This is a genomic window from Autumnicola psychrophila (assembly GCF_031846645.1).
Lineage (GTDB): Bacteria > Bacteroidota > Bacteroidia > Flavobacteriales > Flavobacteriaceae > Autumnicola > Autumnicola psychrophila.
On the sequence record NZ_JAVRHN010000009.1, the window covers coordinates 87939 to 106046 of the forward strand.

The 18108-nt window shown below is 39.1% G+C and carries 17 protein-coding genes; 2 read left to right on the top strand and 15 right to left on the bottom strand.

Annotated elements, in window-relative coordinates; all coding sequences use genetic code 11:
* Positions 1-745 precede the first annotated feature (745 nt).
* The 3 genes from RM541_RS12685 to RM541_RS12695 form a co-directional block, all read right to left on the bottom strand.
* Positions 746-1579, bottom strand: a complete 834-nt coding sequence (locus RM541_RS12685) for an apiosidase-like domain-containing protein (RefSeq protein ID WP_311500588.1) — start codon at positions 1577-1579, stop codon at positions 746-748.
* The gene (locus RM541_RS12690; protein WP_311500516.1) at positions 1468-2652 is read right to left on the bottom strand and encodes an apiosidase-like domain-containing protein; all 1185 of its coding nucleotides are present in this window, start codon (positions 2650-2652) and stop codon (positions 1468-1470) included. The genes RM541_RS12685 and RM541_RS12690 overlap by 112 nt, the downstream gene beginning before the upstream one ends.
* Positions 2653-2826: 174 nt before the next feature.
* Positions 2827-4080 (bottom strand): endo-1,4-beta-xylanase, encoded by a 1254-nt coding sequence (locus RM541_RS12695; protein ID WP_311500517.1) that lies wholly within the window; start codon positions 4078-4080, stop codon positions 2827-2829.
* A 443-nt stretch (positions 4081-4523) separates the two neighbouring features.
* Here RM541_RS12695 and RM541_RS12700 point away from each other — a divergent pair, with 443 nt between their 5' ends.
* Together RM541_RS12700 and RM541_RS12705 are read left to right on the top strand one after the other, a co-directional pair.
* Positions 4524-5228 carry a polysaccharide deacetylase family protein gene (locus RM541_RS12700; protein WP_311500589.1) on the top strand — a complete coding sequence of 235 codons (705 nt, stop codon included), beginning with the start codon at positions 4524-4526 and terminating at the stop codon, positions 5226-5228.
* Between the two features lie 251 nt (positions 5229-5479).
* Entirely contained in the window at positions 5480-6517 is a 1038-nt protein-coding gene (locus RM541_RS12705) for a LacI family DNA-binding transcriptional regulator (protein ID WP_311500518.1), read from the top strand.
* 203 nt (positions 6518-6720) lie between these two features.
* Here RM541_RS12705 and RM541_RS12710 read toward each other — a convergent pair whose 3' ends face one another.
* The 12 genes from RM541_RS12710 to RM541_RS12765 all read right to left on the bottom strand — a co-directional run bounded on the left by RM541_RS12710 (position 6721) and on the right by RM541_RS12765 (position 17958).
* Positions 6721-7353: a hypothetical protein gene (locus RM541_RS12710; RefSeq protein ID WP_311500519.1), complete on the bottom strand. Its 633-nt coding sequence runs from the start codon at positions 7351-7353 to the stop codon at positions 6721-6723.
* Positions 7299-7610 (bottom strand): hypothetical protein, encoded by a 312-nt coding sequence (locus tag RM541_RS12715; protein WP_311500520.1) that lies wholly within the window; start codon positions 7608-7610, stop codon positions 7299-7301. Before RM541_RS12715 ends, RM541_RS12710 begins: the two co-directional genes overlap by 55 nt.
* 10 nt (positions 7611-7620) lie before the next feature.
* Positions 7621-8019, bottom strand: a complete 399-nt coding sequence (locus tag RM541_RS12720; RefSeq protein ID WP_311500521.1) for a hypothetical protein — start codon at positions 8017-8019, stop codon at positions 7621-7623.
* 206 nt (positions 8020-8225) lie between these two features.
* A complete protein-coding gene (locus RM541_RS12725; RefSeq protein ID WP_311500522.1) occupies positions 8226-9704 on the bottom strand; it encodes an FGGY family carbohydrate kinase in 1479 nt (492 codons plus the stop codon).
* Between the two features lie 21 nt (positions 9705-9725).
* Positions 9726-10703 (bottom strand): ABC transporter permease, encoded by a 978-nt coding sequence (locus RM541_RS12730; RefSeq protein WP_311500523.1) that lies wholly within the window; start codon positions 10701-10703, stop codon positions 9726-9728.
* The gene (locus tag RM541_RS12735; RefSeq protein WP_311500524.1) at positions 10690-12231 is read right to left on the bottom strand and encodes a sugar ABC transporter ATP-binding protein; all 1542 of its coding nucleotides are present in this window, start codon (positions 12229-12231) and stop codon (positions 10690-10692) included. The genes RM541_RS12730 and RM541_RS12735 overlap by 14 nt, the downstream gene beginning before the upstream one ends.
* On the bottom strand, positions 12221-12883 hold the full coding sequence (locus RM541_RS12740; protein ID WP_311500525.1) for a DUF2291 domain-containing protein: 663 nt from the start codon (positions 12881-12883) through the stop codon (positions 12221-12223). Before RM541_RS12740 ends, RM541_RS12735 begins: the two co-directional genes overlap by 11 nt.
* A 2-nt stretch (positions 12884-12885) precedes the next feature.
* Positions 12886-13836, bottom strand: coding sequence for a D-ribose ABC transporter substrate-binding protein (locus tag RM541_RS12745; RefSeq protein ID WP_311500526.1), 951 nt, complete (start codon positions 13834-13836; stop codon positions 12886-12888).
* A 20-nt stretch (positions 13837-13856) separates the two neighbouring features.
* The gene (locus RM541_RS12750) at positions 13857-14813 is read right to left on the bottom strand and encodes a transketolase family protein (protein WP_311500527.1); all 957 of its coding nucleotides are present in this window, start codon (positions 14811-14813) and stop codon (positions 13857-13859) included.
* Positions 14814-14818: 5 nt separating this feature from the next.
* The gene (locus RM541_RS12755) at positions 14819-15661 is read right to left on the bottom strand and encodes a transketolase (RefSeq protein ID WP_311500528.1); all 843 of its coding nucleotides are present in this window, start codon (positions 15659-15661) and stop codon (positions 14819-14821) included.
* A gap of 44 nt (positions 15662-15705) precedes the next feature.
* The gene (locus tag RM541_RS12760; protein WP_311500529.1) at positions 15706-17163 is read right to left on the bottom strand and encodes an L-fucose/L-arabinose isomerase family protein; all 1458 of its coding nucleotides are present in this window, start codon (positions 17161-17163) and stop codon (positions 15706-15708) included.
* 33 nt (positions 17164-17196) lie between these two features.
* Positions 17197-17958, bottom strand: a complete 762-nt coding sequence (locus RM541_RS12765; protein WP_311500530.1) for a DeoR/GlpR family DNA-binding transcription regulator — start codon at positions 17956-17958, stop codon at positions 17197-17199.
* Positions 17959-18108: the final 150 nt, after the last annotated feature.

Sequence of the window (18108 nt, forward strand, 5' to 3'; positions counted from 1 at the left end):
GTTCCTCCGCACACCAACATAGCAACATATGCAATAAGTTCTGAAGAGTTCTAGTATTTAATATGGAAGGAGACTATGGCCTTTTTGAATAGCCCAAAAAAACGAACAAATGTAAATCAGGCTGATTTTAGTGGAATTAAGCCTTTAGCAATTCCTATATCCTTTTCGACTTACTGCGTGTGGTTTTTTTGTGGAACCGCAATCCATGTCTTCCTTCTCTTGCATTGTCAGTTGGTTTTTCTTTATAAGAGGTTCTGTTGTAGTGACCCTATTATCCCAGTAGTTAGCGGATTTCTCCAGGTGCTCCGCCACTATAGTCTTATTTCCTCCCTCTTGCATATGAAAAATTTGTCCAAAGGCAGATCGAGATTAATGGTTCTTAAAGAAAAATGGAAACTTTCCCTATTCGTAGCAGGTAGATTCCACGCCCTAAATTTCCAATAAAGAAAGACTACTATAGATCACTCCTCTTTCACCTCCTCACTCACAGTGCTATTCCATCTATTTCAGGCATCAACATAATCAGAAGAATTTCTCTCAGGTTGTATGCGTTTATCTTAAGGATTTTTTCGACTTACCGAAGGCTAATTGGCCTTGAGATAATTTTCTGATATAATATTGCAACGCTTTGGTTCAAAAGAAAAATTAAAACAACAATAGGAAAAAAGAATTAATTGGTCCTAATACATGGTTATTAGAATAAGATTTAATCCATAGGTTTAATCGAATCATGCTGTTTGTATTTTTACTTCCTATTCGTGATCTTAGCTGCCCAATCTGTACCGGAACGATTTTTACCACTAGGAAATTTTGGAAGCTGTATTACTCCTGTTTTATCTGATCTGATTTCAATAGGTGCTTGCCATTCACCTTTCTTAGGATCGAACCACATAAACAAATAGGCCGAATCGGGATCAAATCCTTTTACCGTTGGTAGTTCCGCCTTATTCTCGAAATACACTAAAGCCATGTCTCTTTCCTCATTCCTCATCATATATGACCACCCATCCAGGCTTCTTAAAGAACTATTCGCTGATTTTTGCGGGTATAGATCCTCATGCGCAGGTTCTAGATTTTGATATTCCGCACCCTCTGAAAGCATGAAATTTGCTAAGTATTGCATTTGTTTTCCTGACTCATAGCGTAATGCGTCCCAAAAATGAGGACGCCATCCTGCAGGCTCCCCTGTTGAAGTAATATCATATGCGGCTGTTCCATGAACATGTCCCGAAAGCCCTCCAGAAAGCACTGAACCGTACATTTGCGCCCTTGCAAAATAATTATCCCTTTGCGAATTAGGTGTCGGTCTTTCTCCGCCAGGTTTATTCATTTTTGAGCCGGGATTATCCCATCCCGTATAGTAAGGCTCGAAATTAATAGCTGGATAAGGAGGGTCAAGATTGAACAAGGTATCTAAGGCACGATAAAAACCATGATCTCTTGGATCATTACCAACACTGTGCATTGTCAGCCATGGACTCTCCTGCCGATGACCAAACTGTCTATAGGTCGAATTATTAAAGATGTGTGAGGCTGACCGAAAGGTAAGGGACCATATTTTTTTACATGGTATGTTAATGCTTCGTTGAATTCATCGGCAGTCAGACTATACTTCTCTGGAATCCAGTCAAGGTGAATACCACTAAAAATTATATTGTAAGCTCCATATCTAGAGATAAGGTACTGTACGTATCGTGCGAAGGATTCATTAAAATCGAAATAGGCCTTCCAAGAAGGAGCAACATCACGTCTTACCGTCTCCAATAAGGCAGTAAAGCCAATATCTGACAAATATTGCATCTTCTTATCCAGACTTCTAAAATATTCTGGATTAATTTTATTGAAATCTGAAACACCTTTATGTTCAAGAGACATTTCGAAAGGAAGATTTCCCAACTCATCCCGCATATTTTTGGCAGTTACTTCGCCTTCACCAACTTGGTAACCGAACTTTTCCCAGGCATTCCTGAGAAATACACCATTGGTATCAGCATAGGTACTGGCATTGCTATCGCTTTCCCAGTTAGGAAAACTAGATATTAAGCTAACAGAATTGTATCCCTGCTCCTTCCGATATATAACGGCATCCTCAAAACCAATGCCCGGACCCGGAATATAATTTTTTGTTCCGGGGACTCCCCGAAAAGGGAGCCGCCAGGTTGCTCCAGCAAGCCAAGTGTCTCCCACCATAAAAAAAGGAGTTCCATCAGCGTATTGTAAGGCATGCCCATTGGCTGTAGGACTGATGAATCCATGACGGTTTTTGTTTTGCTTCTTCTCCTCATCCGTCCAGGCAATGGCAACAAATTCTCCCGAATGCCCATTGAGTCCTGCCTCGTTTGTTTGATTAGACCCACTCGTCCAATGCCATTTCCCAGGAGTGGTGCCAACAAAGCGAAAGGTGAATTTGTTTTCTCCATTCCAGAAACCATAGATTCGCCTAGAGAAATTAGGTCCCACCAGATCAATCCAACAGGTTATTTCGGTGTAATAGTTATTATATTTTCTCTCAGTACTGAGGGTTATTTCCTGCATTTCCCAAACATGTACAACAGCCTCATTCCCTTCACCTGATGTAGAAGAATAGGTATTCAAAGGAATCAGGCTGAATATAATCAAATAAGGAAGAAAAAAATATTTTTTGTTTTTCATGATAATTCTGATAAATTCTCTCTAAGATTTGAAGTGTCTTTGTACAACTAAGGATGTATATCTACATATGGAACTTCAGTCTAGGATCGGCATCAATAGATTATAAATACATAATTGCTATTAAACGTTCGTACTTTCCAATAGCTTCCCAGAAAGAGGCTCCAGGCTCCACTTCTAGAATTGCACTTCCGTTGAACCTTTGGCTTTATTCAGACTAATATGTTTAGTTTCACCATTACAGGTTACCTTATAGTCACCATAAAAAGCGCGTATTGTTAGTTCTCCGCTGCTATCAGCCTCTTGCTCTACTCCAGTCCACCATTTATCAAATACCAGATCCCTGTACGCATTAGCCTGAGGTCTTGGTGTCCAATCCTCCTTCCACATTGCACTATACGGTTGCCAATGTGAACCCGCCCAAAATCCCCACATAACAATAGCCTGCACTTGAGGGTTGGCGAAATAGATAAGAAAAAGTTTGTTGAGCTCCTCTGCCTGTAACTTTTCATCCTCATAAGCAAAGAGAACCTCGGTTATTTTTATGGGCAAATTAAATTCAGATAAACGATCAAGATTTTGTTGTACCTTCTCAGCAGGTGTCGTTAATGTGGTGCTCGTAGATCTATGTCCCTGGACTCCAATTCCACCTAAAGGAACACCGTTGTCCAGCAGGATTCCAATTTGCTTAACGTAAGGACCTGCATTGAAACCTATATCAAGAACCCCATAATCGTTTAAATAGAGAACAGCATCGGGGTTGGAGGCTTTCACTATCCACGCCATTTCATTAATCACTCCAAAACCTAAACGTCTTCGGAAGAAGTCCCCGTGTATCATTTCATTATTCAGATCGAATTCATTTATTCTCCCCTTGAAATGTTCTGTCACACTTTTGCCTCTGTTAACAACCGCTTTCCGAAGTTGAGCATTGTTTAGAGGTAAGAGCCAGTCATTCATAAATTCGTCCTTTGCCCAGTAAATACAATGCCCACGCATCGGAATGTCTCGCTCCTCACATAATTCCCAGATACGATCGGCAACGGAGTAATCTACTTCACCCATTTCAGGTTCATTAGAATACCATTTGAGAGCGTTTTCATGAACTGCGTAATTGAAGTTATCTTCGAGAACCTGCAAATATTTTTCTCTATCGGAAGAAGAAAAAGAATTGGGAACGGATTCAGCCAATTCATTCGGAATGGCTGTACCAAATAGAAATTCATGTTTCACTTGTTCAATGGTGATTTGAGCACCAGGCGGTGCGTAAACGGTCAAATCACCCATTCGAATTTCAGCAATCCGTGAATCTATATTTTCTTGAGTAACCTTTTCGGCAGGAGTAAGATCAAAAATTTGATCTTGTGCGAATGATTTTGCTGTTGTAAAGAATATTATTCCAAATAAACTAAAAAATCTGAATACTTTCATTTTTTGGCTTTGAAGTAATTAAAACAAGATTACCTGATGACTTTTCAGAAAGTTTGTTCTTTTTTGTTTTACAATTGTTGATATAAAATCAAATATAGCCTTCGTTTTTTATTCATGCATCCTGTCCTATCCTGCGAATTCTCCGCGACAATGAAAAAAAATTGAAAAACAGCAAAGAGATACCACACCACCAGACATTTACTTCGTTTGGAGAAATTTTTTAAATACAATAGTTAGAAATGATGTATCTCTCCCTCGGAGATCGTATTATTATCTCCTTAAATTTTCAGGAACAGGATACTACAGGATTAGCGGTTTTAAAATATATTATAGTTTTAAGAAATTTTTCTATATGATCTCTAAGAAGCTTTATTTGATCTTGATTTTTTTACCACCGGTTTCATATTTAACAGTTCCTGCTATTCTCAGGTGGTAAAAAAAAGATTCCAGATCGCCTGGTTGTACTGACGTTTGATGACGCGTCTAGCTCTCATTCAAAGTTTTTCGGTCTGGAATTAAAGAAGTACGGATTTGATGCTACCTTCTTCATCTGTGAATTTCCCCCGGACGTTGACGATAAAACTAAATATATGAGTTGGCAACAGATCAGAGAACTCGACCGCCAGGGCTTTGAAATTGGAAATTATACTAAAGACCATATTCGAGTGAGTAAGATGACACCAGAAGAACTTCAGAAACAAGTAGAATACGTGGAAAAGAAGTGTCATGAGCACAAGATTCCGAAACCCTTGAGCTTTGCTTACCCCGCTTGGGTAACAGCCCCCTATGCCATTGAAGAACTGAAGGAATCCGGTTACAGATTGGCTCGTTCAGGAGGGAATAGGCTATATTATCCACAAAAGGATCATCCTTTACTAATTCCCAGTTACAATGCTGCAGGAACCGACAGCTCAAAAGTGTTGGACGCAATTGAAAGTGCAAAGGATGTTGGTATTGTGGTACTTACGTTTCATGGGGTCCCGGATAATCCACATGATTGGGTTACAACACCTCCCGATTTATTCAAGTTTTACCTGAAGTATTTATATGATCATCACTACAATGTGATAGCTATGGAGGACTTAGAAGAATTTATAGATATCGAAGAGGCAATGAAACTGAAACCTGCCTTTCGGAATCAAGATTAAGTTATTACTCTACTTTTGTATGTAATATGCGAACTGCCCTCTTTTCATGCCAAAAAACCACATAAAGCTACTATAATTCAGTTATTTACAGAAAAAAGCTGAAGAGAATTGAAGCTTATTAATTCTTCGTCTAATCGTCCTTCATTAAAATATATAATTTTCCACGGAAACAACCAACTAATGAACTGTCCTTTAACCTTTCTTTTGATTTTTAGAAAGATCTAAAAAAGTTCGACTATTATTCTATCCAAATGTCCGAAAAACAGAGAATAACAATTTACGATATTTCTAAAAAGTTAAACATTAGTGCTGCAACAGTTTCCCGGGCGCTTAATGATGATCCTAAGATTAGCAAAAAAACGCAGGATCTGGTGAGAGAAACTGCTGTTAAAATGAACTACAAGCGAAATCGCTTAGCTCAGGCTCTAAAGAGTGGCAGAACGAATAATATAGCGGTAATCGTGCCTTACATCGATCGTAATTTCTTTTCATCCATTATCCGCGGAATTGAAGAGGAATTAACTCCTCATGGTTATCATGTGATTATTTGTCAATCTCATGAAAAAGTGCAAAATGAAGTGGAACAGATCGCCACCCTCTTAAATACACAGGTTGACGTCATTCTCATGTCGATTTCTAAAACTGCGCGAAACTTTGACCACATAAGAAGTATTTTAAAAGATAAGACTCCTCTGGTTTTTTTCGACAGGACAATTAAAAGCCCCCAAGTCAGCTCTGTTCTCATCGACGATTTTAAAGCTGGGTACATAGCGACTGAACACCTAATAAACCAAGGCTGTAAAAAGATTGCCCATTTGTGTGGAGACAGAAATGTTAATATCTATAAAAACCGGCATGATGGATATAGAGCCGCCTTAAAGAAATTTGGAATTCAATACTCTCCTGATTATGTTATTGAAGTCAGCAGCAAAGTAAAATCTGGAATGGCGGCAGTTCGCTCATTATGGCATTTAGAGGTTACACCCGATGCAATATTTGCAGCAGGAGATTATGCCGCACTTGGAGCTATACAGGAACTCAAAAACAAAAACGTAGAAATTCCGGAGGAGGTTTGCATAGTGGGATCTAGTAACGAGCCTTTTACGAAATATATGGAGATGCCAATAACTTCTATAAGCCAGACCCCTCGACTTATGGGGAAAATTGCTGCTCAGGTAATTCTAGAACAAATAAAAGAAAGCTATTTTATAGAAAAGAAGATAACACTTCCTCCTGAGCTGTTCATAAGAGATTCTTCCGCTAGAAGTATTGTTGATCTTTCAGTTTAAGCATTGGTCTTCTAGCATTTGAACAATCCAAAGAAGAGAAAATTTCCTCCCAAAGTACTTCTAATTTCTGAGGCAAAAGGTTATAAAAGATTATTTTGGCATCACTTGGAAATAATTGAAAATTAGTTATTTCAACTTATAATGTAATAATTACCATTTCTCCTATTCTTTCTAAACTCACTGTGATAGTAATTAATATGGAATCAACAAAATAAATTAGATGATCTTTGCACCGAATCCCATTCCACACGACGTTGCTCGACATAAGACTTATGAGCCATTAAAACAGTTATTCCTTCTTCAAAAGCTTTATCTATGTTATCACTCGGCTTTCCTCCATACCTTATGCAATCTATCCATTCCTTGATGTGCAAATGAGTTGTATCAATCTGCAGACCATTTATTACAGTATCGGTTAAACCCCGCGAGGCATAATAATTCTCTGTAGATGTCGCTCCAGACACTGCATCAATTTCATATTCCGGTGAAATAGTTAAAATTGGATCAGAAGTGCCGAAAGTCCCATTTCTTAGTTGATTAGCAAATTGAGTAGAATTCTTATCTGCTGTTACTTTCATTGAACGTCCCAATTCCATTGTGGCGTCATGCCCCATAATTCTTCGTCCTCTTGAAAAACTATTACCCAAAGTTGCACTATAAGTCATTGTTAATTCCTTTTCAGGGTAATCAAAAACAGAAGTTAGGACGTCAGGCATATCCCAATTGTCCTTCCAGTAATAAACACCTCCTAAAAAACTAACAGATTTAGGAATACCTATACCTAGCAACTGGTTAATGGCATCGTATTCGTGGGTAAATAACTGACCTTTTCCCACTCTTCTCCTAAGCTACTTTCATTAGTCATATTATAAAGAACATTCCCGTATTTAAAAGTAAGAGAAAGCAATTTATCGACATACCTCTTTTGCAAATCTAAAACCTGCTGGTTGTTCTCTTTAACGGAACCTCCATAATAATCTTCATATCCTGAAATTACTTCATCATTCCAGGTAATATTATTTTCTGGGTTTAAAGGATGCTTCTCAAAGTTACCAGAAAGATCAAAATGATCCCAGATCATCAATTGCACCACAATGTCCCTTTTAGAAGTTTCCTAGAAAAAATTCTAATTTTTCCCAGTATGTCTCATTCCATTCCTCAAGATTATATTTCCCGTTTCCCGTTTCACTAAATGCATATGTATCGCCTTCATCCCTGTCTGACATCGTATTGCGAACATAATTCCCTCCCAAAGATTTCAGAAGATCAAGATGCTTTGTAAGTTTAGCACCACTCCACTGCCAAAGGTTATCATTATCGCTGCCCCCGTAGAGCAAAATGGGTTCGTTTTTGTACTCCCAGTACCGCGGATTTTCATCATACAACCTTATATCTGATGTAAAACTCGGAGAAGACTCATGTTTAGAATCAAGAGTTTTTTGCGCTTGTGTTAATCCATTTCCAATAAGGAAGAAGATTACTATTATAATTTTATTTTTCATTTCCTAACCTAATTTAAATACAAACAGAATTCTGCGTAATTAATTATCTAACGTGAAATTAATCACTTAAATATAGAATGTTTTTATTAACCTCATTTTGAATACCGATTGAAGCTTAATTATTTTTCCAATTATCGGCATTGGCAGAGAAGATAAGTTTTCAGTAAAGTAGAAGTAGCCTACAGTTCATTACTGAAATTAGCATTTTAACGTTTTACTGCTTTTAACCACCCTTCATAATTCGTTTCCATAGATCTTTTTCTGTTTGGGTGGATTTCATGACATTCCTGAAGTTCTTTTAGATGCTCCAAATCTCTAAATAATCCCGAGGTTAAACCTGAAAGATAAGCAGCACCTAATGCTGAAACATCTGCAATATTCAGAAAGTTGACAGGTTTTTCAAGTAGATCTGCAAGAAACTGAGTAACAAAAGAGTTGTTTCTAATTCCACCATCTATGTTAAGCTCCTTAAGGTTAAGATTACCGTCTTTTTCCATAGCTTTGATCACATCCTTTATCTGGTAAGGAATAGATTCCAAAGCAGCCCGAACAATATGGTTCTTATTACAGTCAAAAGTTAATCCTTCAATAGAGGCTTTACGATCCATTTCCCAATAGGGTGCTCCCATACCACTAAATGCGGGCACGAGGTAAACGCCATTATTATCCTTTACCGATTGAGCCATCTTTCCGGTTTCTGTACTATCGGCAAATAAGTCAAGTTCATTTTTCAACCATTCAATAGTAGACCCACAGGAAACTATTATCCCTTCCAGAGCATAATTAATTTCGTTGTTGGTGCTCCAGCAAATAGTTGTAACCATCCCATTCTCAGAAAACTTAGGCTTTTTACCTATGTTCATTAGAACAGAGCATCCTGTACCTAAAGTAGCCTTCGCTGTTCCCGGCGAAAAACACTGTTCTCCAAAAGCGGCGGCATGAGAGTCTCCTATCATAGCTGTTATTGGAAGTTCTTCTGTGAAAATACCTTCAAAATCTGAACTTCCGAAGAAAGAGGATGAAAACTTAACTTGTGGGAGATTTAACCCTTCAAGGCCAAATTCCCTTATTATCTCAGCATCCCAGTCTAAAATTTCGATGTTAAAAAATAAAGTTCTACAGGCATTGGTATAATCGGTGAGATATTTTTCTCCCTTGGTTAGTTTATAAAGCAACCAGGTATCCACTGTTCCAAAGTAAGCTTCTCCTCTTTGTATTGCTTCGGCCACTCCCTGATTATGTTGATTTAACCACATAAGCTTAGTACCCGAAAAATAGGGATCTATGATAAGACCGGTCTTCTCTTTAATAAAAGGCTCCCTTCCAGCTTTCTTCAATTTTTCACAAATAGAGGAAGATCGTTTACACTGCCAAACAATAGCTTCATACAAAGGCTCTCCGTGTTTATTCCATACCAAGAAGGTCTCCCTCTGATTGGAAATTCCACAGGATTTAATCATAGATTTGCTTTTTCCTCCGCCTTCAAAAGATGCAACACATTCCTCCACCGCCTGCACTACATTCCTGAAAATACTTTCAGGATTTTGTTCAACCCATCCACCTTTTTTATAAATCGTTTCTAGAGGAACGTTAGCTTTCTCAACCTGCTCACCACGATCATCAAAAATTACCGCCTTTGTACCACTGGTACCCTGGTCTACAGAGAGAATGTAAGATGCAGTCATAAATAATGTTTTAATGTAAGATTATTCTTCTCTGGCCTTGGCTTTGTCTATAATTACAGCCAGGAGGATCACCAGACCCTTTACCACCTGCTGCCAGAAGGGAGAAACGTTAAGCAGTACCAGCCCGTTATTGAGAACGCCTATAATAATTCCTCCCAATACAGCACCCATTACACTTCCTTTTCCTCCTGAAAGTGAAGTACCCCCAATTACAACGGCGGCAATGGCATCCAACTCATAGGTCAATCCGGCATTTGGCTGGGCAGAATCCAGTCTTGAAGTTACTATGATTCCCCCAACGGCAGCCAAAGCTCCCGCTATCGCATATACCATCATCTTTACCTTATAAATATTTACACCCGATAAACGTGCGGCTCTTTCATTTCCCCCAATAGCATAAATATGTCGACCAAAAGGGGTTTTTTTAGTCAGAATAACTGCTATTATTACTACAATGGCAGTGATCCATACCGGCATAGGAATTCCAAGGAACCAACCGGTACCGATATAAGCAAATTCTTTTCCCAAATTATTAATAGGGAATCCTCCTGTCCATAGCATAGTTATACCACGAGCTATAGTAAGCATTGCCAGAGTAGCTACAAAAGGAGGCACTTTAAAACGGGTGATGGTCCAACCATTAAACCAGCCTAAGCACCAACCCACAGCAATCCCAACCATAATGGCACTTAGGGGTCCAAAGCCCACGAATAAATTAAAAATTTCAAGTTCTAAACCGTAACTTACCAGGGTAGCAGAAACCGCCCCACATAGCGCCAGGATAGAACCTACCGAAAGATCGATACCAGCAGTAAGCACTACAAGGGTCATTCCTACGGAAAGACAAATGTTCACAGATACTTGTCTTAAAATATTCCATACATTGGCTGTGGTAAGAAAATTCTCTGACAACAGGGACAGGACAAGGCATAGCACAAATAGGGCGATTAAAGACTGAAATTTTGCCGAATATGAGAGGTGTTTTTTAAGCGTTATCATTTTTAATTATTTTAGGTATTGCCGCTTTAAGTATTTGATTTTCTGAAGTTTCTTTAGTCACTTCTATATTGGCTGTAATTCTTCCTTCAGCCATAACCAGAACCCTGTCACAAACTGCAAGTATTTCAGGGAGTTCAGAAGAGACGAAAATCACCCCGAGACCATTTTGAGATTGCTTCCTCACTAATTTGTATATCTCATTTTTTGCATTTATATCAATACCTCTTGTAGGTTCATCAAGCATTAATATTTCAGGGTGGGTGGCAAACCATTTTGCCAAAACCACCTTTTGCTGGTTTCCTCCACTTAACTTTTCAACTATTTGATTAGGAGAAGAAGCTTTGATCTTAAGAGATTCCATATATTTGGTAGCCAAATCATTATCCTTTTTTTTTCTGAGAAATCCTGCTGAAGAAACCTGGTCCAGCACAGTGAGACTAGTATTCTTTGTGATGTTAAACCCCAGTACAAGACCATCTTCTTTACGATTTTCAGGCACCAGTGCCAGTCCTTTATCCATTGCATCTCTAGGTGATTTTATCTGATGCAGCTGTCCTTTTATATAAACCTCTCCTGAAATCCGGGAAGAATAGAGACCAAATAGTACTTCCATTAATTCTGTCCTTCCGGCTCCCATAAGACCGAAAAGCCCGAGCACCTCTCCCTTGAATAATTCGAAGTTCACTTCCTTTAAAAGATAATTATCTCGAACAAGCAAGTTTTTGAGAGAAAGATTTTTCACAGAAAGTAAGCATTCTTTCTTGTTACACTGGAAAGACTCCCGGCTTATTATAATTTCCCGGCCAACCATTTTATGAATGAGTTCATCTTCGGTAGTAGCATTTATCTCTCCCGACTCAATAAATTTCCCATCCCTGAGCACTACATATTTTTCGGTTATTTTAAATAACTCATCCAGCTTGTGTGAGATATAAACTATTGCTTTCCCTTCAGCCTTTAGATCTTTTATTATCTCGAAGAGTACTTCTACTTCATTTTCGCTGATGGCTGAAGTGGGTTCGTCCATGATGATCACCTCCGGGTTCAGAGAGAGGGCTTTTGTAATTTCCACTAGCTGCTGTTCCCCCACCTTCAGTTTGAAAATCGGGGTATCGGGATCAACTTGCAGTTTCATGCGTTCCAGCAGCTTCGCTGTGTTCTTTCGCATCAGAGGATAATCAATAATCCCAAGGGAAGTAAGAGGTTCCCGTCCCAGAAAAACATTTTCAGATATAGTAAGGTTCGGGATCAGGTTCAACTCTTGATGAATAATGGCTACCCCTTTCTGCTGGGCTTCGGTGGTGTTCTGAAAATGAACGAGTTCATTCTTATAATAAATCTCCCCCTCGTAAATATTATATACCCCCGACAAAATCTTCATAAGGGTGGACTTACCTGCGCCATTTTCTCCAATAATTGCTGTAGCCACGCCACCTTCAAGTTGTAGGCTTATCTCGTTCAATGCCTTTACACCGGGAAATTCTTTGGTGATATTCTCCACCCTAAGGATCGGTTCGTTAACCTTCATCGCTAGGTTTTCTTTTATATTGCTGAAACTCGACAAAAACAGGAATGATTTCAGTATTCTCCAAGTTCACTTGCTCTCTGTTAAGTTCCATAGCCCCTACAAAATAAAGTTTATTACCCACTTCGGCTCCTTCCTTTAAAGTTGGAAGTACATTCTGTCTGACCAGCTTATTAATTTCAGCAGAAACCATATTAAAATCCATGGTCTGCTCGAATTCCTGCAGATCGATCTTTCCACTTGCATCTCTTACCGCATTCCCAAAAATATATTCTGTAGCGATCTTAATGTTCTTTTCAGAGGAATCGGAATGTATTACGACCGTTATATTATTTTCGCCTATATGGGCAACTTGCCCCTCTCCCTTAATCATAAAGTATCTAATATTCCCGATTCCGAGAGCTTTGGAATGGTCGGCAAAAGCTTTCTCTGGATCTTCCCTCAAAAGCTCCAGGAGACGGTTAATCTCCATAGTTTCAGACAGGTTGGGGATCAGTTTATTTTCCCAGAATTCCTGAGCATACGAGGCCGCGTCAAATTCACTGTGAGCGGCTCTTGCTTTCACCTCATCCAGGTTTTGTACAGAAATAGAGCTTATAAAAGCTATTAGAATAAAAGTAGCAATAAGGATCTTCTTAATTTTTTTCAGTCTCATTTTTACTTCTTTTTGCCATAGGCAGTATAATGATCTACATTACCAGGGTGCACTAGTTCAACATCTACCGGAAGTTTTTGTATAAATTCTCTTTCGCCATTCATATATTTATCGGCCAGGATGGCTGCAGTTTTAGCCATCACCTTGGGAAATTGCATGGCAGTGGCAGCTATTCTCCCGTCCTCTATGGCCTGTATAACGTTATCAGCTCCATCAAATCCAAAGACTTTCACTTGTTGCTCCAGTCCGGCTGCCTTTAAGGCCTGGTAGGCACCCATAGCCATAGCATCATTCCCGCAAAAAACAGCATCGATATCTTTATGAACCTGCAGGATGGATTCCATCACCTGCATGGCTTTGTTTCGATCGAAATCTGCACTTTGTTGAGCCACCATAACCAGGTCAGGATAATAGTCTACCACACTATGAAAACCTTCGGAGCGATTCCAGGTGTTATTATCCCCCACTAGCCCAAGCAACTCTACATATTTTCCTTTTTTATTCAGTTGATCCACAAAATATTTCCCCAGAGAAACAGTGCCAGCATAATTATCAGAAAGAATCTGAGAGGTGGCCCTATTGGAGTTCACCTCCCGATCCATTGTAAATACAGCTAAACCAGAGTCGACAGCCTTTACTACATTACTTACAGAACCTTCTGCATCGGTAGGATTAAATAGGATAGCATCATACCCCCCAACGATCGCATTTTCAAAATGTTCGCTTTCAACAGCTGTATTATTCTGGGAATCAAAAATATTCACCTCGTAACCGAGCTGGCGTGCCTCCTCAGCAGCTGTCTCCGCAAGAACAACGAACCAAGGATTGTTTAAGGTGGAAACCACTACCGCCACTTTCTTCTTAGAACCTTCTTCTTGTTTTCCCTCACAGCCGGTAAAGTTTACAGCTAACAAAAGCAGAAGAAAAATAAATAATTTATTGTTGCAGATCATATTTTTGAAATTTTTGAGGATCAGGAGATAAGCTCCAAGACTTTCTCAGATATTCCTTCTTCAGAAATTCCGTAATGTTCAAAAATCTCTAACTGAGAGCCTGTCACGGTATATTCGTCCGGAATTCCCATAATCCTGAATTTGACTGGTTTTTTATTCTGAAGAAAATAAGAGGCACAGGCCTCACCTAACCCTCCATAAACCGAATGCTCTTCAACAGTTAAAATAACAGAGTATTTCTCTGACAGCCTGTCTAGCATCTCCAGGTCCAAAGGTTTAATCGTGTGCATACTCACCACCCCAATTTGCAAGTCATTTTTTTCTTCCAATGCAATTGCAGCTTGCAGCGCGGGAAACACCGTTTCTCCTGTAGCTATAATTACCGCATCTTTACCTTTTCGAACACTCCGGCCTTTACCAAATTCGAAATCTTTATTTTCAGAAAGAGTAGGCATAGCCTTTTTACCAAATCTAATATATACAGGTGAAGGCATCTCGGATGCAAGCTTAATAGCCATTTCCGTTTCATAATTGTCGGCAGGAGCCACAATAGTGAGATTATTGATAGCCCTCAGCACCGCGAAATCATGAAGACTATGATGGGTAGAGCCTAAAGCACCGTAACTCACTCCTGCACTGATTCCAATAAGGTTCACGGGATTATCAGAATACGCGACATCGTTCTTTATCTGCTCCAAAGATCTTGCCGTTAAAAAACATGCAGGAGAAACGGCAAAAACTTTCTTTCCTGCAGAGGAAAGTCCGGCGGCGACTCCTACCAGACTCTGTTCTGCAATACCTACCTCAACTATTTGATCGGGATAGTCTTCCGCAAATGGCATAAGTTTCCCCGATCCTCTCGAATCACTAGTAACGACAATAATATTTTTATCTTTTTCCGCTAGCTTCTGAAGGCTGGCTGAAAAAACTTCGAGATTAGCTACTCCTTCTTTTGTAATATTCTCTATTTCTTTCATGATCTTTAAATTTCAGCTTTTGATAAAGATTCCATACTGGCTTGAAGCTCTTCTTGGGCCAATTTATACTGTTCATCCGATGGCACTTTATGATGCCATTTGATGTTTTTCTCCATGAAACTCACCCCTTTTCCTTTAATAGTGTGTGCAATCACAAGCGTAGGTTTTTCGGATTCTCTTAAAGAAATTTCCCTAAAAGCGGCAACAAGTTCATCTATATTATGACCATCAACATGTTTTACAGACCACCCGAAGGCCACAAACTTTTCTGCTACAGGAGCTGAATTCAGAACCTCTTCATTGTCGCCGGTAATTTGTTGCTTATTATAATCAAGAATCGCTACCAGATTGTTAAGCTTGTAATGCGCAGCAATCATGGCTGCCTCCCAATTGGAACCTTCCAATAATTCTCCATCTCCTAGAAGAGTATACACCTTCAAGTCCAGGTCATCCATTTTGGCAGCAATGGCATTGCCAACACTTATCGGAAGACCGTGACCAAGGGCACCTGTATTATGTTCCACTCCCGGAATTTTTTTGGTAGGATGTCCTATAAAATGAGATTGAAAACGGCACAGGGATTCCAATTCAGATTCCGGATAAAATCCTTTATCGGCGAGTACTACATACAATGCTTCCACTGAATGTCCCTTGCTTTGTATGTACCTATCCCTCGAATTATCTTTGAAATTGCGAGGGCTAACGTTCAATATTTCATTATAAAGAACATTTAGAATATCTATACAAGAAAGACTTCCGGCCGTATGGCCTGCATTTGCATTTTTAATATACTTAAGCACCTTTTTCCTGTATTCGATTGACTTTTTCCGAAGTTCTATAGTTGTCATTTTCCTATATTATAAATGGTTATTAAAGCTCCTTCTTTTTCAATTTACATTTGTTCAATTTCGCTCATTTCATTTGAGGAATGATGATATACTTCCCAGCCCATATAATTTTCTAAGGCTTCTTTAAGAATTTCTGAAGTATGAGAAGCATTCATCACCACATGATGCTCAAAACCGTTCCTACAGACGTACTGCATTAGCCCCTGTAAATTAGGTATCTTAGAGACAGCTCTGTTTCCAAAAGTATTAAGGGAATCATCGGTTAAAGTTCCCTCCCCTATATAGGCTTTAATTATTCCTTTGGGATCATCGGTACTAATCCTACCATATGTAAGTGGTGAAGCTGGAGTACGTCCGGAAAGAGCACCATAGGTATTCTCTTCTCCTACGGTAGTACCCAGGATGGGCGCTGTACTTATCTCGATGTCAGGAAGAAAAGATTTGGCCCAATTCCCACAATGAAACAAGACGCACTTTTCAGGATCCTCAGCGTAGTTGTTATTCCAGTCCACCAAGGCGCTGGGAGATCCCGATGCGAGTTGCATAGCATACATCGTGAGGGTTCCAGTAACATCTACCTCACACGCACTAGGCTGCATATTCTCACTCATCATACTCATACTAGTGCAAACGTTACAGCCATAGTTCTCCTGTACCGAGGTCCAGCACTGAATCGCAGTGGCATCCAACATATTTTCATCCACAAATTCGTTAAGCACTACATCCATTTTAGCAATTTGGAAAAGTGCCTCCTGTGGGGTTTTACCTATAGCGGCATAATCGCCTATTCGCTCTAGCCTTTCCTTTACCCGCTGCTCATTGTTGTCGAGTTTATTAGCTCTTCCGAGGATTTCTGAAAGATCTATTGTAGTTACGGAAATCCCATGTCGTTGAAGTAATTTTTCACTGTATCTCACGGTATTAAAACCTCCAGGTCTTGCACCTATAGCCCCTATTCTTGCGGTTCGGAGTCCTTTCACAACCCGACATACTGCAATAAATTTCTGAAGATCTTCAACAAATGCAGGATCTGCCGGACGAATAACATGATTCCTGGTCAAGCTGTATTTTATTCCATATTGATAAAGATTATTGCAGGCAGAGATCTTACCGCACCAAGCATCCCTGCGGCGGGCGACATCCAGCTTATCGAGGTCATCGGGATATCCCTGAACCAGCACAGGCACGTTTAAATTGGCCAATTTTAAGGTTTCAGCTATTCCGCGTTCATCACCAAAGTTGGGAAGTATTACTAACACCCCCATTATATCCTTTCGGTTTTTTTCAAAAAGTGCTGAACATTTAACAGCATCACTAAACGTTTCTACTCCGCCTAATTTTGTTTCCTGATCATTCAGTAAAACAGGATTTATCCTATGCTCTTTAAGCACCTCCAGAATTTCAGTTCTAGCCTGAGATACTAACCTATCCGGGAAAAAATCCCGGTTTCCGATAATTACGCCAAGAGTAATGGGTTTTTGTTCTTTTCCTTTAAAAATCATTTCATGTATTTTTTTTAAGTCATCATTGGGTTTTTAAGCCACAACAACTTCAATTTCATTGTCAATAAAAACATTTTTATCTTTCTCCCGAATACCGGAATCTGTAATGATATAGTCAATTAACGATAGCGCACCCAAACTAGCAAGTGCACTTTTACCGAATTTGGTATGATCTGCAACTAAATAAGTAATATCCGCCGCCTCTATCATTGCCTTTTTTACAACTAAATCACTTATACTTGGATATGTTAGACCTGATTTTAAGGAGATCCCTGCGGTGGCGAGAAATAACTTTTGCGCATACAGTCCTTTAAAAAAATCAGCTGCCTTTTGTCCTGTAAGTGATAATGTTGGAGGCTTAAATTCACCCCCCGTCATAATAACTTCAATACCCCGCTCTGTACCAAGCAATAATGCAATATTTAATGCGTTGGTAATAACTGTTAAATCTTGATAACCACTTAATTTTTTGGCAATTTCTGTGGTTGTACTACCAGAATCTAAAATAATAGTATCCCCACTTTCAATAAATTCTAAACATTTTAAAGCTATGGCTTCCTTATGTTCTAAATTTTCCTGATGTATCAAAGAAAAACCACGTACTTGATCTTCCAGATCTCTAAGAAATGCTCCTCCATGCTCTTTTACAACAAATCCTTGGTTTTCGAGCTTCTCTAAATCCTGTCGAATAGTCACTTCAGTCACCTTAAACAGTTTTGAGAGATCTTTAACTTTTGCTGAGCCATCCTCCTTTAAAAACTCTATAATCTTTTCTCTTCTCTTATTTGCTAACATTTTTAAATAAAAAATAAATGTAAATATAAACAAATATAAAAAAATAATCGTAAAATCATATTTTTATTCGGAGTAGATAATAAATCTTGCTTTTTACATCCATAGTCCCTTTTCCCGACCATGTAATTAAAAAACTTATACTATTAACCC